General features: G+C 58.3%; 11 protein-coding genes. 4 read left to right on the forward strand and 7 right to left on the reverse strand.

Annotated elements, in window-relative coordinates; translation table 11 throughout:
- Positions 1–83: 83 nt before the first annotated feature.
- Positions 84–584: a nicotinamide-nucleotide amidase gene (gene pncC / locus J3362_RS16415; RefSeq protein WP_349521165.1), complete on the reverse strand. Its 501-nt coding sequence runs from the start codon at positions 582–584 to the stop codon at positions 84–86.
- 82 nt (positions 585–666) lie between these two features.
- On the opposite strand from pncC, the gene mutS reads away from it, so the two are divergent.
- Entirely contained in the window at positions 667–3,297 is a 2,631-nt protein-coding gene (gene mutS / locus J3362_RS16420; RefSeq protein ID WP_349521167.1) for a DNA mismatch repair protein MutS, read from the forward strand.
- A gap of 150 nt (positions 3,298–3,447) precedes the next feature.
- Positions 3,448–3,771 carry a ferredoxin FdxA gene (fdxA, locus tag J3362_RS16425; protein WP_008170541.1) on the forward strand — a complete coding sequence of 108 codons (324 nt, stop codon included), beginning with the start codon at positions 3,448–3,450 and terminating at the stop codon, positions 3,769–3,771.
- 70 nt (positions 3,772–3,841) lie between these two features.
- On the opposite strand, the gene J3362_RS16430 is transcribed toward fdxA, so the two are convergent.
- From J3362_RS16430 to J3362_RS16455, 6 genes are all read right to left on the reverse strand, one after another.
- A complete protein-coding gene (locus tag J3362_RS16430) occupies positions 3,842–4,480 on the reverse strand; it encodes a LysE family translocator (protein ID WP_349521169.1) in 639 nt (212 codons plus the stop codon).
- Between the two features lie 56 nt (positions 4,481–4,536).
- On the reverse strand, positions 4,537–5,571 hold the full coding sequence (locus J3362_RS16435; RefSeq protein WP_349521171.1) for a hypothetical protein: 1,035 nt from the start codon (positions 5,569–5,571) through the stop codon (positions 4,537–4,539).
- A 139-nt stretch (positions 5,572–5,710) separates the two neighbouring features.
- Positions 5,711–6,661: a DegV family protein gene (locus J3362_RS16440; protein ID WP_349521173.1), complete on the reverse strand. Its 951-nt coding sequence runs from the start codon at positions 6,659–6,661 to the stop codon at positions 5,711–5,713.
- A gap of 114 nt (positions 6,662–6,775) precedes the next feature.
- Entirely contained in the window at positions 6,776–7,609 is an 834-nt protein-coding gene (locus J3362_RS16445; RefSeq protein WP_349521175.1) for a metal-dependent hydrolase, read from the reverse strand.
- A gap of 254 nt (positions 7,610–7,863) precedes the next feature.
- On the reverse strand, positions 7,864–9,240 hold the full coding sequence (locus tag J3362_RS16450; RefSeq protein WP_349521177.1) for a solute carrier family 23 protein: 1,377 nt from the start codon (positions 9,238–9,240) through the stop codon (positions 7,864–7,866).
- 97 nt (positions 9,241–9,337) lie between these two features.
- Positions 9,338–10,966, reverse strand: coding sequence for an acyl-CoA synthetase (locus J3362_RS16455; RefSeq protein WP_349521179.1), 1,629 nt, complete (start codon positions 10,964–10,966; stop codon positions 9,338–9,340).
- Positions 10,967–11,118: 152 nt separating this feature from the next.
- Between J3362_RS16455 and J3362_RS16460 the strand changes: the two genes are divergently transcribed.
- On the forward strand, positions 11,119–12,633 hold the full coding sequence (locus J3362_RS16460) for a PAS domain-containing sensor histidine kinase (protein ID WP_349521181.1): 1,515 nt from the start codon (positions 11,119–11,121) through the stop codon (positions 12,631–12,633).
- Positions 12,626–13,282 carry a response regulator transcription factor gene (locus J3362_RS16465; RefSeq protein WP_349521183.1) on the forward strand — a complete coding sequence of 219 codons (657 nt, stop codon included), beginning with the start codon at positions 12,626–12,628 and terminating at the stop codon, positions 13,280–13,282. The genes J3362_RS16460 and J3362_RS16465 overlap by 8 nt, the downstream gene beginning before the upstream one ends.
- The last annotated feature ends 5 nt before the right edge of the window (positions 13,283–13,287 follow it).

Consider the following 13,287-nt stretch of genomic DNA (forward strand, 5'->3'; position numbering starts at 1 on the left):
TTGAACAGCCAATTCCCTGTATATTTGAACAGTATTAAAACATAACCCGCAGAAGAGACCAACCCCTCCGGATGTGAAAGCCGTCAGACTTCGCCCACAAAATCGTTAACCCCTTGAAGGGCAAAAAGAACGGCCTGCCGGCGAACCTGATCACGATCGCCCCCAAAGTGCTTTACCACTGCCACGGTGGAGGCCGGACTGCTGCCCCAGGCAAACCAGACGGTGCCCACAGGCTTGTCCTCGCTGCCACCGCCGGGCCCTGCCACACCACTGATCGCAACGGCAACGTCAGCATCTGTGGCCACCAGGGCACCGGCAACCATTTCCCGTACCACCGGTTCGCTGACCGCACCGTGTTCATCCAGCGATTTCCGGGTTACGCCCAGAAGCCCCTGCTTGGCCTCATTGCTGTAGGTGACCAGGCCACCCAGCACATAAGCCGAGGACCCGGCCCGGTCGGTCAGTACCTTGGCAACCCAGCCGCCAGTGCAACTCTCCGCTGTAGCAACTGTACGGCCGGTTCCCAGCAGTCGTTCACCGAGACGGTTGCCTGCCTCTTCCAATTCCTGATCGCTGGCCAGCATAATGACCTCCTTCGTTTCATCACGGCGGTTATTTTCTTACAATTCACGCCTTCATCCAAAGCAAGGCTACCCGGACCCGTTCATGTCAGCAGCTCAGACCGATCTTTCCAAGCACACCCCCATGATGCAGCAGTACCTGAAGATCAAGGGTCAGCACCCCAACGAACTCGTGTTCTACCGCATGGGGGATTTCTATGAGCTTTTTTACGAAGACGCCAAGAAAGCGGCCGAGCTGATGGATATTACCCTCACCGCCCGGGGCCAATCAGGCGGCAATCCGATCCCTATGGCCGGCATCCCCTATCACTCCTCTGAGGGCTACATTGCCCGGCTGGTTCGGGCAGGTCAATCCATCGCCATCTGCGAGCAGATTGGTGACCCGGCAACCAGCAAGGGACCTGTCGACCGGCAGGTGGTAAGGATTGTCACACCAGGAACCCTGAGTGACGATGCCTACCTGGAAGACCGCCGGGACAACCTGTTGGTGGCCATTTATAACCACCGGGAACAGTTCGGTTTTGCCTCGCTCGATATCTCCAGCGGCCGCTTTGCCGTCTCCGAGCTGGAAAACCTTGAAGCCCTGCAAGGGGAGCTCCAGCGGGTACGCCCGGCGGAAATCCTGATCAGCGAAGATTTTCCTTACCAGGAAGTTCTGGAGGGCTTTACCGGAATTCGGCGCCAGGGCCCCTGGCTGTTCGAATCCGATACCGCTCGCCGCGTGATCACCCAGCAGCTGCAGGTGCGGGACCTCACCGGTTTTGGCTGCGAGGACCTGAACCTCGCCGTTTGTGCTGCCGGCTGCCTGCTGCAGTACGCGAAGGAAACCCAGCGCACCGCCCTGCCCCATATTCGCAAGCTGACCCGCGAGCGTCGGGATGAAGCGGTGATAATGGATGCCGCCAGCCGACGCAATCTGGAGATCGACACCAACTTGATGGGCGGGCACCAGTACACTCTGGCCTGGGTCATGGACCGCACCGCAACGTCCATGGGCGGGCGCGAGCTTCGGCGCTGGCTGAACCGCCCACTGCGGGATGTGGACATCGTCCAGCAGCGTCAGCAGGCAGTGTCCGCGCTGCTCGACGGGTTTCACTACGAACCGGTACACGATCTTCTTAAAGCCGTCGGCGACATTGAGCGGGTCCTGGCCCGGGTCGCCCTCCGCTCAGCCCGTCCCCGTGACCTCGCCCGCCTGCGGGATGCGTTTCAGGCACTGCCGGATCTTCAGGAAACCCTGAAACCGGTGAATTCGCATCACATTGTCAAACTCGCCACCACCATCGGGGAATACCCGGAACTGGCGGAACTTCTCGAGCGCTCCATTATCGAAAATCCGCCAGTGGTGATCCGCGAAGGCGGCGTCATTCGGGAAGGCTTCGACGAGGAGCTGGACGAGCTTCGCAACATCAGCGAGAACGCAGGCCAGTATCTGCTCGATGTGGAGACACGGGAGCGGGACCGCACCGGCATCAGCACCCTGAAGGTGGGTTACAACCGGGTTCACGGCTACTACATTGAAATCAGCCGGGCCCAGTCCGATCAGGCGCCGGTGGATTACATTCGCCGCCAGACCCTGAAGAATGCCGAGCGTTTCATTACGCCGGAACTGAAGGAATTCGAAGACAAGGCCCTGAGTGCCAAGAGCCGGGCGTTGGCACGTGAGAAAGGCCTGTACGACGAAGTGCTGGAAACCGTGGCCGGTCAACTGGCGCCGCTCCAGGATGCTGCTCAGGCACTGGCGGAGCTGGATGTGCTGAGCAATTTTGCCGAGCGGGCAACCTCCCTGCGTTTTTCAGCACCGGAATTCAGCGAATCCCCGGGCTTTGACATCGAAGAAGGCCGCCACCCGGTCGTCGAGCAATTGCTGGATGAGCCCTTCGTACCCAACGATCTTCTGATGGATACCCAGCGTCGTATGCTGGTTATTACCGGCCCAAACATGGGCGGTAAGTCCACCTACATGCGCCAGGCTGCATTGATTGCCCTGCTCGCCTATACCGGCAGCTTCGTGCCCGCCAACCGCGCGGTTATTGGCCCGGTGGACCGGATTTTCACCCGTATGGGTTCCTCAGACGACATCGCTGGCGGCCGCTCCACCTTCATGGTGGAAATGACAGAAACCGCTAACATCCTGCACAACGCCACCGAGCACAGCCTGGTGTTGATGGACGAAGTCGGCCGTGGCACCAGCACCTTTGACGGCCTGTCACTGGCCTGGGCCACCGCGGAGCATCTGGCCAGGGAAACCCGCTGCTACACTCTGTTTGCCACCCACTATTTCGAGCTCACCCAGCTGGCCGATGAGTTGCAGCATGCCGTCAACGTGCACCTCACAGCCACCGAACACGATGACAGCATCGTGTTCCTGCACAATGTGCACGATGGCCCGGCGAGCCAGAGCTACGGGCTTCAGGTAGCCAAACTCGCCGGCGTGCCCCAGGATGTGATCCGCAACGCCAAAACCCAGCTCTCCCACCTGGAAGGCACCGCCTCTCCCAAGGTACCGGCAGCCACGGGTGGCGAACCTCAAAAAGACACGCCCCGCGCCAAACCGGCAACGCAGGTTAGCGAACCCGTCTACCAGGGCGATATGTTCGCCAGCATTGAGCCCAGTGCCGTAGAGGATGCCCTTAAGGACCTGGACTTGGACGGACTAACCCCCCGGGATGCCATGAATCAGCTTTACGAACTGAAGGCGTTGATGAAGAAATAGCGAAGAATTGATCTGTGTAATAAGGTTATAGCAGTCGAACGCTTGCGGCTGTGCGGGTCGCTCCCTACAATATCGCGCACCAAAATATAACGGTAGCGCCCGACGGCGCTCCTGATGAGACTGACCGACCACTGGACCAGGGATCTGACTATGGCGTTTATCGTTACTGATAACTGCATCAAGTGTAAGTACACAGACTGCGTGGAAGTCTGTCCGGTAGACTGCTTCTACGAGGGACCGAACTTTCTGGTAATCGACCCGGACGAATGTATCGACTGTGCCCTGTGCGAGCCAGAGTGCCCGGCCGAAGCCATTTTCTCGGAAGACGAGCTGCCGGCCGATCAGGTCCAGTTTGTGGAGCTGAATGCCGATCTGGCCGCCAAATGGCCGAACATCACCGAAAAGAAAGATCCGCTGCCAGACGCTGAAGAGTGGGATGGCAAGCCGAACAAGCTTCAGTATCTGGAAAAGTAAGCATCCGGAACCGGAACAAAAAAGGGAAGCCGAGGCTTCCCTTTTCTTTGCCTGAAGTTCTGTGATTGCGTCAGGTGCTGGCCAGCTTGGCGCCCATGGCCACGAAAAACCCTCCCGTCAGGCCGTTCAGCGTTCGCTTCACGCGCGCGTTTACACCAAGACTCCGAAACGTAACCACCACCCAGGCCAGACCACACTGCCAGAGCATTGCCAGCAGAAAATGCACGCCGGCCAGCATCAGGGACTGCTGAAAGGCGTTACCCGCCGGATCCACAAACTGTGGTAGCAAAGCCATGTAGAACAGCGCGGTTTTCGGATTCAGAACATTGGACAGCAGACCCTCCCGAAACGACACCACCACCGCGACCTTCCGGCGGGCAACCTTTTCCGCCTTTGTCGCGGGCGCCTCACCCCGGCGAAGGGCCTGGCGCAACGAACCGATGCCCAGCCACACGAGATAGCAGGCACCGGCCCACTTCAATGCAGAGAATGCCCAGGCGGTTTCCACCAATAGAAGGGAAATGCCCAGCGCCGAGAGCGTGGCATGAATGAACAGGCCGCTACAGATGCCGACGCTGGTCACGCAACCATCCCGCAATCCGCCCCGGCCGGTATTACGCATCACCAGCAGGGTATCCACACCGGGCGTGATGGTGAGCAAGGTAATGGCAACCAGATAGGCCCAGAACAGATCCGATATCAACGTCATGCCCTCTCAAAATCCTGAACGAAACCTTCCCCGGGGCCCTGCCGACAATCTCAGACTCAGGCCTCCTGCTGGAGAATCTTACGCGCGGCGGCGGACTTGTAAAATGGCGCAAGCCGCCGACGAATCAGGGCCTCAACATAGCCCTCTTCACGTAACACGTCTATAACCGGAATTGCGTAGGCATCAATCTCTGCCATGACGACTTCTCGGCTCACACCCATATCGCCCAGCAGGTCCGTGAGAGGGCGGTCACCATATTTCACGAACAGGTAGGAAACCACGGCCCTCGCGCAGCCCTCAAAGTAAGGAGTTTTCCGGAACTGCAACCAGAACTCATAACCGAGCACGACAAACTCCTGAAGCTCCACCTCCCCGAGGCCCTCGCGAAGCTCCTCAATAGTGCGGTCTTCCAGCGATACCCAGGCGGCCATCACGCTGTCCCGCAGCTCGTCATCAGACAGAGCACTGTGCAGGAACTGCTCACTGCGGCTGATCAGACCGGGCAGGCTGTCCGACAGCCAGGCCTTCAGTCGCCGCTCAAAGGTTTCATCCAGTCCCGGAACGGCCCTGTTGGCCATGCGCTTGCCGAACTTCATCATCGAGCCAACGCCCGGTACGGACTTGGTGATCAGGTTGTCCTCGTACAGGTAGTTCACCAGGCCGTGGTAAACCACATTGGACACCAGCTCCTGATAGACCGGGTGGGCCATGATCTCGCTGATTACCCGTTCCCGCTGTTGCCGGAGTTCCAGAGTTTCTTCCAGAAAGCCCGTGGCCTGTTCGCGGGTGATGATCTCGCCCAGGGTGGTCTCTGATTGCACATCGGCATTGAGGACCTCGGTGGCCATCTCCGCGGCCAGTTCCGGAATGCCGGCATCCAGTTCCATATCCATAACGATACGCTGGATAACGCCCATCACCTGCTCTTCCGAGGTTATCCGGCCAAGGGTTATCTCGCCGGCATAATGCCAAAGCTCATCCAGTTCCTGCCCCAGGAACTTGCGCAGCTTTGCACCCTTTAGCGAAGCCAGCTCATGTTTCACATGCTGCTCAAGCAGTTGGTCGGCGAGATCCGTTTTGCCTTTGGTCATGGCGTCAGTTGTCCTGTTGTTGAAATGAAACACAAAGGCCAGAGGCTAACACGAACCAAACGCTGGCAGGTTTGCCAAAACTACAGGTGGGAAGGCGCGGCCGGGCCAGTTTGGTTCAGCGACGCACTCTGAGAAGGAGTTACTGAAAATCGTTGAAGGTATGGGGTTCCGAAGCAAGTGCAAGACAAAGACTGCCGGGGCCAACGTAGATGCTGCTGGTAATCCCCATCTGGGAGAGCAGCAGTTCCACACCATTGCGTTCGCAAGCATCGCGCAGTCGATTGAGACCCGGCAAATCCTCGATCTCGGTCCAGGTCAGACCACAGGAGAGGCTCACATAGGGTGTCAGAAGCCCGGCTTCGACACGGGCAGCGGCATAGTTCATCACCTTTTCGACGGCCACATCGAAACTACGGGTTTTGGCCGCAGGCTGGCCTTCAGCCCCCTGCCCAAAGATAACCGGCGTAATGTTCAGTGCTTTGCCAAGGAAGGCAACCAGCGCCGACACACTCTTGTCACCACGACGCCTCGCCCGTTCACGGATGTAGTGCAGATCCCTCGGAATCACGCAGGTATAGATCTTGTCGCTAAAGGTTTCCACCTCATGGCGCAGGGCATTCTTGGACACTTTCTGGTCAATCAGCTTGAGGGTGTGAGCTGCCAGCAGGCCCTGGCCGGCAAAAATCTGTTTGCTGTCGATCACCCGCATAAAGAACCGGCCATCACGACCGGCGGCCTCCCGGGCACCTTCGTAATTCGCCAGGACGCTGTTCATAGCCTCGGTGGCATTCTGGAAAATCAGGCTTCGGGATTTCGTGACGGTCTCACAGATAGCAACATCGAACTGAGTGACAATCTTCTCCATGAACAGGTCGTGGATCTGCTCTGCGGTGAAGGCGCGGGTTTCCGCCTGATGTCCTTTCTGTAACAGGCCGCTCTGATAAAACTCCTGGGTCCGAACCGGATCATGCTTGTCTATATAGGTCTGGCCATCGATTACAGCGGTTACCGGCAGGACGAACAGGTCGTGCTTGCGACTGAACTCATAGGGTAAATCGCACGCAGAATCGACGATCAAACCAACTCGCATGGTGGGCCTCCAGCTCCGGGCAGCTTCTCGACCGGAAGCCCCCTTTATTGTCGTTATTCTTTATGCCGCCCAGTTTTACACACCGCGATCAGAATTTCAGCAACCCGGCCCGCCCTATCGTGCAACCGATGTCAGATTCAGCTCACGAAGATTCTGCTCGAGCAGCTCGCGGTTGTCCTGCTGCCAGGGGTGAAAGCCTTTACGGAAATACGCCAGGAATTCCGGCAGACACTTGCGGAGCACTCCGGGCTTACCCCAGAGAAAATTAAGCCCGCCAACCCAGGTGCCCAAGTTCCAGAGTTTGCCATCAGCCTTCAACAGGCTACAGGTATTCAGAAAGGTGTACTTGAAGAAATTCCAGGTGACAAAAAGGAAAACGATCCGGCGAAGCCGTTCATTACCGACACATTCCCGGTAAACATCAAAGGCGACGGATTTGTGTTCGGTTTCCTCAATCGCATGCCAGCGCCAGAGCTTCGCCATGGCCGGCGTAGCGCCTTCCATCCACTCCGGGTGGCTCAGGATGGCGTTGGCCAGGACGGCGGTGTAATGCTCGGCCCCACAGGTACCTGCCAGTTGGCGGCTTGGCGGCAGTTTACCCACCCACTCCATATGCTTGCGGAACCGTTGGTCCAGAGCATCAATATCGTAGCCCCGGGCCTTAAGGGCTTCGTTATAATCCTTGTGCTCCCTGCTGTGCAGGGCTTCCTGGCCAATAAATCCGCGGATCTCCGCCTTCAGCTTTGGATCTTCGATCTTGTCCCGATAGAGCCGTACCGCATTAATGAACTGCTGCTCGCCATCAGGGAACTGCAGGGAAAGGGCGTTGAAGAACGCAGTCCGGAAAGCATCATTGCCATGCCAGAGCGTTTTCAGATCCTCGCTGACATCGAACCGCAAATGTCTCGGCTCGACAGACACACCCTCGGGCGTGGAGCTGATGGTCATGACTGCCTCCTGTTTTTGTAGTGTTGTTATCAGTAGTGAACAGCGGACAAAAATTCATCAGTCCTGGCAGTTTAAACCCGGAAACCGCGCGGAAGGAATACTTCAGGCGGAAAAATCAGACAAATTGTCACGAAATGACAATCTGTCAACGACCATGTTCAGGGAAAATTCAGGCATAAAAAAGGGAGGCACGAGGCCTCCCAAGGACACACAGGGGGTCAACGCCTTCCGGTGCAGAGCCGGAAGACGCAGGTTTAGTGCTCTTCCGCGGCTTTCACGCCCGGGGCTTCCGGGTCGGCGGTAAAGCCAAGCAATTTGGTTCGCTCAATCAGGAAATAGAGGACGGCGCCGGTGGCCAGGCCCCAGCCAGCGCCATAGACGGCCAGAACAACGCCCATGGTGCCGGCAATGCCACGCTCGGTGTTATTCTCCAGCTGCTCCAGCCCTACCATCAGGCAGATATAGCCGGTCAGCAGCAGTGTCAGTGACAGGGCAATCGGCAGCACCGGTTGAAAGAAGCTCACCAGCGGCAGAACGAAAAGGGCAATAAAACCCGTAATCCAGAAAGTACCGCCGCCACTGTAGATGGAGTCCATGGCGTTACGACCGTACTTGTAGCGCTCGGCCATGGTGGCAGTGACAGCCGTCCAGATCGGGCCCGCCAGCCCCGGATAGGGTGCGAAGAACGCGTGGCCACCATTGCGGATAGCGGTTACCAGATGCACCCGGTCGATGCTGTTATCGATATCTTCGTCTTTGCGCAGATGATCAACGCGGTTCATCAATGACTGGCCGACCACGATATCGCCGAAGGCAATCACGTAGGCGATCACCGCCGTGGGAATGGCGTACAGGAAGACGTTGGCATCCGGGAATCCGACGGCGAACGGCAGGTAGTTCCACAGCTCATCAAACGCGGGTTTGGTGATGCCCCACTCCACATTGGGCACCTCGTATTCGCCAGTGGCAAAGCCAACCAGGATCGCAATCACCATGCCCGGCACCATGCCGTAGTTGGCAATCTTGCGGGCGATTGAATTGCTTTCCACAAAACCTTTGAACGATACCGAGAACATCAGGTAGAGGCACACCAGGCCACCGATGATCAGGGAGATCGGCGTGTTGGCGAGACGGCCGCCTGCCTCAATCTCACCCATCAGGGCGGCGATACCGGCACCGATGATAATCCCGCCTTTCATGGAACGGGGAATCAGCTCCACCAGTTTGCTGCCCAGGCGGGTAATACCCAGAACCAGGAAGATAATGAACACCAGGAACTGCAGCGCGAACAGCGCCTGAATCGCCTCGGGGCCCGGCTCATAGTCACTCAGGAACAGCAGAACCACAGGAATCCCTGGCGTAATCCAGCCCGGCACGAGGGGAACACCCAGCAGTGCCGGCAGCATGAAACCGATACCACAGATCACCACATAAGCCAGAGCCACGTCGTAGGGCACACCCAGATATTTCTCAAGAAGGGGAATCATGGCCAGGCTGACCACGAACATGATCAGTGCCTGCACCATCTCCGCGAACTCCCAGCGGTAATGAACGAACGGCAGACGAACCTTGAACGGACCGGCCGGCCAGAACGGCTGCTCTTCCCCGTTCTTTCGGTGAAACATTTGCATAAAAAGGTCTCCGGGCTCACGCGGCGCGTGTGCCTGACAGCGTTGTTTTTTCGGGTTTAATTTGGCTGCGCCGGGGCCGGCGCAGCCAATCGGGGAATCAGTCCAGTTCTTTGGCCTGGTCCCTCAGCACAAACTTCTGGATCTTGCCCGTGGAGGTTTTGGGCAGTTCCGAGAAAACGATGGTCTTCGGCACCTTGAACCGGGCCAGATGCTCGCGACAGAAGTTGATGATGTCTTCCTCGCTGACTTCACCGGCTTCCGGCTTCAGGGTCACAAAGGCGCAGGGAGTTTCGCCCCACTTCTCGTCAGGCCGGGCAACCACAGCCGCCTCAAGCACAGCCGGATGGCGGTATAGGGTATCCTCAACCTCAATGGTGGAAATGTTCTCACCACCGGAGATGATGATGTCCTTCAGCCGGTCCTTGATCTCCATGTAGCCGTCTTCGTGCCATACCGCCAGGTCGCCAGTGTGGAACCAGCCACCCCGGAAGGCCTCTTCGGTGGCTTTGGGGTTCTTCAGGTAGCCCTTCATCACCGTATTGCCGCGCAGGAAAATCTCACCGATGGTTTTGCCATCTTTGGGCACTGGCTCCATGGTGTTCGGGTCGCCGACCATCGTGCCTGCCAGAGTATGATAGCGAACGCCCTGACGGGCCTTCTTTCGGGCACGGTCATGCAGTGGCAGCGAATCCCACTCGGATTTCCAGGCACAAACGGTTACCGGACCATAGACTTCGGTCAGGCCGTAAACGTGAGTCACCTGGATGCCCATTTCCTCGATGGCACCAATAACCTGGGCGGGGGGTGCCGCGCCGGCTGTCATGGACTTCACGTCGTGATCGATGCCGGCCTTGGCGGATTCCGGCACGTTCAGCAACGCGTTAAGAACAATCGGGGCGCCACACATGTGGGTGACCTGGTGATCACGGATCAGTTGCAGGATCTTCTCCGGATCAACGCGGCGCAGGCAAACATGAGTACCGGCCATGGCGGTGATGGTCCAGGGAAAACACCAGCCATTGCAGTGGAACATCGGCAGAGTCCACAGATAGACCGGGTGCATATCCATGGACCAGACAGTCTGGTTGCCGATAGCGTTGATGTAGGCGCCGCGGTGGTGATAGACCACACCTTTTGGATTGCCGGTAGTGCCGGAGGTGTAATTCAGCGAGATGGCATCCCACTCGTTCTCCGGGAAGCTCCACTGGAATGCCGGATCGCCCTCCTGCAGGAACGCCTCGTAATCCAGATCGCTGACCTGAACACCCTCACCATACTCGGGGTCGTCCACATCGATCACCAGCGGCTTGGTGTCCAGCCGGCTGACGGCGTCCTTGATCACCTCACCGAACTCCCGGTCTGCAATCACAACCTTGGCCTCACCGTGCTCCAGCATGAAGGCGATGGCCTCAGCGTCCAGGCGAACGTTCAGTGTGTTCAGCACCGCACCGATCATGGGCACCCCGAAATGGGCTTCCACCATCGCGGGAATATTCGGAAGCATGACGGCAACGGTATCACCACGTCCGATGCCGCGCCCTTTGAGGGCTGAGGCAAGGCGGCGGCAGCGCTCGTAGGTCTGCGCCCAGGTGTAACGGATCGCCCCGTGAATGACGGCGGGGTACTCCGGGTATACGGCAGCTGTGCGTTCGATAAAATCGACGGGAGATTGAACGGCGTAGTTGGCGTCTACGGGCGCCAGGCCTTGATCAAATATCGAGGTCATTGCGTGGTCCTCTTGAGTACTGTTGTTCTTATGGCGTATTCAGGAATATCGCTAAACTAGCTATACTTCGGGCTGGTCAGAATAGTATTGGATAGCAAAAACACTAGAAACTATACTAACGTATTATAGTTAATTTACTATAACGATAAGCCATGAACGATTTTTCCACTCCAAGTGTATTTAGTTTGCATGACGCCGACCCGCAACCCGGGTTGATCCTGGATGCGACAGGCAGCGTTCTGGAGGGCAACCTGGCCAGCCTTCATCTCTGCCAGAACGCCAACCTGACCTCGCTGTTCCATCTGCTGCCGATCAACGTTCAGGCGCTCGTGAAGTCGTCCCTGGACCAGGAACGATCGATCGAGAATGTGGAAGCCAGAATCCCGGCAGACACCACCGAGCGTTTCCTGGTGTGGACGTTCGTGCCCGATATCGGGAGCTCGACGGTTCTGGCGCGGGCCAGAGACGCTACAGACGAAATCATCAACCGGGAAGAAGCGACCCGCTCCAACCGTCTCTACCGGCTGATTACCGAGAACACCACCGACCTCATATCCCGCCATGCCCCGGACGGACGGTTTATCGATGCCACGCCCGCATCCTGGCGGCTGCTGGGCTACTGGCCGGAAGAACTGAGGGGTAAGCCCCTGGAAGAGATATTCCGGGGCGATCAGGTGGTTCATAAGCTGGCCGAAACCCGCAACCAACTACGGGATGACGGCTACGCCACCATGACCCTGGAGATCATTCACCGGGACGGTTCCCGCCGCTGGTTCGAGATTGCCAGCAGGGCCATTCGGGAAACCTACACTGGCGCCGTCATTGAGGTCATCAGCGTATCCCGGGATATCACCGCCCGGGTAGAATCCGAGGAGAACAACCGGAGGCTGGCCGACGAACTCGCCCACACAGCCAGGCTTGCCACTCTGGGGGAGCTTGCTTCAAGCATTGCCCACGAGATGAACCAGCCCCTGGCCACCATCGTTAACTTTGCCAGCGCCAGCCAGCGCTATCTTAAGAGCGCCCGAACCAATCCCGAGTGCCTCGACCGAGTGGACGACGGCCTCCAGAAGATTGTTCACCATGCCAACCGGGCCTCGGAGGTCATCAAACGTTTGCGAGCCTTCTTACGCAAAGGCCAGAAGCGCACCGCACCAATCGCGCTGAACGAAGTCGTCAGCAATGTCGCCCGCCTTTGCCAGTGGGAGGCCGAGAAAAACAAGGTGCAGATCCGCGAGAATCTGGCCTGTTGCGCGCCCGTCATCACCGCCGACCCGGTGCTGCTGGAACAGGTGCTGATCAATCTGATCCGTAACGGTATCGAAGCCACTGTCGAGGCTCGCGGTGAGGATAACCCGGGCCCACACTCGCAGATTGCCATAACGACCTGCATTAACGATCAGAACGAAACCCTGATTGAGGTCATCGACGAGGGCCCGGGGCTCGACGCGCAAGGCATTCGCCAGATGTTCCAGCCGTTCTATACCAGCAAGCCCCAGGGGCTTGGCCTGGGGCTCTCGATGAGCCGTTCGATTATCGAAGGCTTTGGAGGCTTCCTGGACGCCAGGCCGGCAGCAACGGGCGGACTCTCCCTGATCTGCCGTTTCCCGGCCAGCCCGGGCTATAAGAACAGAAACCCGAACACGGAGATGCAGCCAGATGAGTGATCAAGCGACACCGGAAGCCACCACCGTCTATGTGGTTGACGACGACGCCGGCATGCTGGAATCCACCCAGTGGTTGCTGGAATCGGTCGGCTTGAACGTGGAAGCCTACAGCGACGGCCGGAAATTCCTGGATGCGGTTGGCAACAAGAAAGCGGGCTGCGTGGTTCTCGATGTGCGGATGCCCGGGCTGGGCGGCCTGAACGTTCAGGAGGAGCTTCAGAAACGGGGGCTGGACCTGCCGATTATCTTTGTCTCCGGGCACGCCGACGTTCCCATTGTGGTAAGGGCGTTCAAGTCCGGGGCCTTCGATTTCATCGAGAAGCCTTTCAATGAACAACTGCTCCTCGACAGCGTCCAACAGGCGCTGCAGGAACATCAGCAGTCCGCTCCACAGATGCAGGGCGATGAGGCGACCGAAGCCCTGCTGGCCACTCTCACCCGCCGTGAACGGGATGTGTTCCTGCCACTGGCCCAGGGCTACACGAGCCGGGAGATCGCAGAACAGCTGGATGTCAGTGTCAAGACGATTGATCTCTACCGGGCACGAGTCATGAAACGCCTGGGCGCCGATCGCCTGCCGGATGTGACCGGCACCGCCATTGCCGCCGGCCTCCTCGACCCGCTGGACCTGCGTGGCGAGAAGGACTGAGCGGC

The organism is Marinobacter sp. NFXS11, from assembly GCF_040148675.1.
Taxonomy (GTDB): Bacteria; Pseudomonadota; Gammaproteobacteria; order Pseudomonadales; family Oleiphilaceae; genus Marinobacter.

Bases quoted from the DNA above. Each gene is read 5' to 3' on its own strand.
- pncC (WP_349521165.1), bottom strand. From the start codon at position 584: ATGCTGGCCAGCGATCAGGAATTGGAAGAGGCAGGCAACCGTCTCGGT.
- mutS (WP_349521167.1), top strand. From the start codon at position 667: ATGTCAGCAGCTCAGACCGATCTTTCCAAGCACACCCCCATGATGCAG.
- fdxA (WP_008170541.1), top strand. From the start codon at position 3,448: ATGGCGTTTATCGTTACTGATAACTGCATCAAGTGTAAGTACACAGAC.
- J3362_RS16430 (WP_349521169.1), bottom strand. From the start codon at position 4,480: ATGACGTTGATATCGGATCTGTTCTGGGCCTATCTGGTTGCCATTACC.
- J3362_RS16435 (WP_349521171.1), bottom strand. From the start codon at position 5,571: ATGACCAAAGGCAAAACGGATCTCGCCGACCAACTGCTTGAGCAGCAT.
- J3362_RS16440 (WP_349521173.1), bottom strand. From the start codon at position 6,661: ATGCGAGTTGGTTTGATCGTCGATTCTGCGTGCGATTTACCCTATGAG.
- J3362_RS16445 (WP_349521175.1), bottom strand. From the start codon at position 7,609: ATGACCATCAGCTCCACGCCCGAGGGTGTGTCTGTCGAGCCGAGACAT.
- J3362_RS16450 (WP_349521177.1), bottom strand. From the start codon at position 9,240: ATGCAAATGTTTCACCGAAAGAACGGGGAAGAGCAGCCGTTCTGGCCG.
- J3362_RS16455 (WP_349521179.1), bottom strand. From the start codon at position 10,966: ATGACCTCGATATTTGATCAAGGCCTGGCGCCCGTAGACGCCAACTAC.
- J3362_RS16460 (WP_349521181.1), top strand. From the start codon at position 11,119: ATGAACGATTTTTCCACTCCAAGTGTATTTAGTTTGCATGACGCCGAC.
- J3362_RS16465 (WP_349521183.1), top strand. From the start codon at position 12,626: ATGAGTGATCAAGCGACACCGGAAGCCACCACCGTCTATGTGGTTGAC.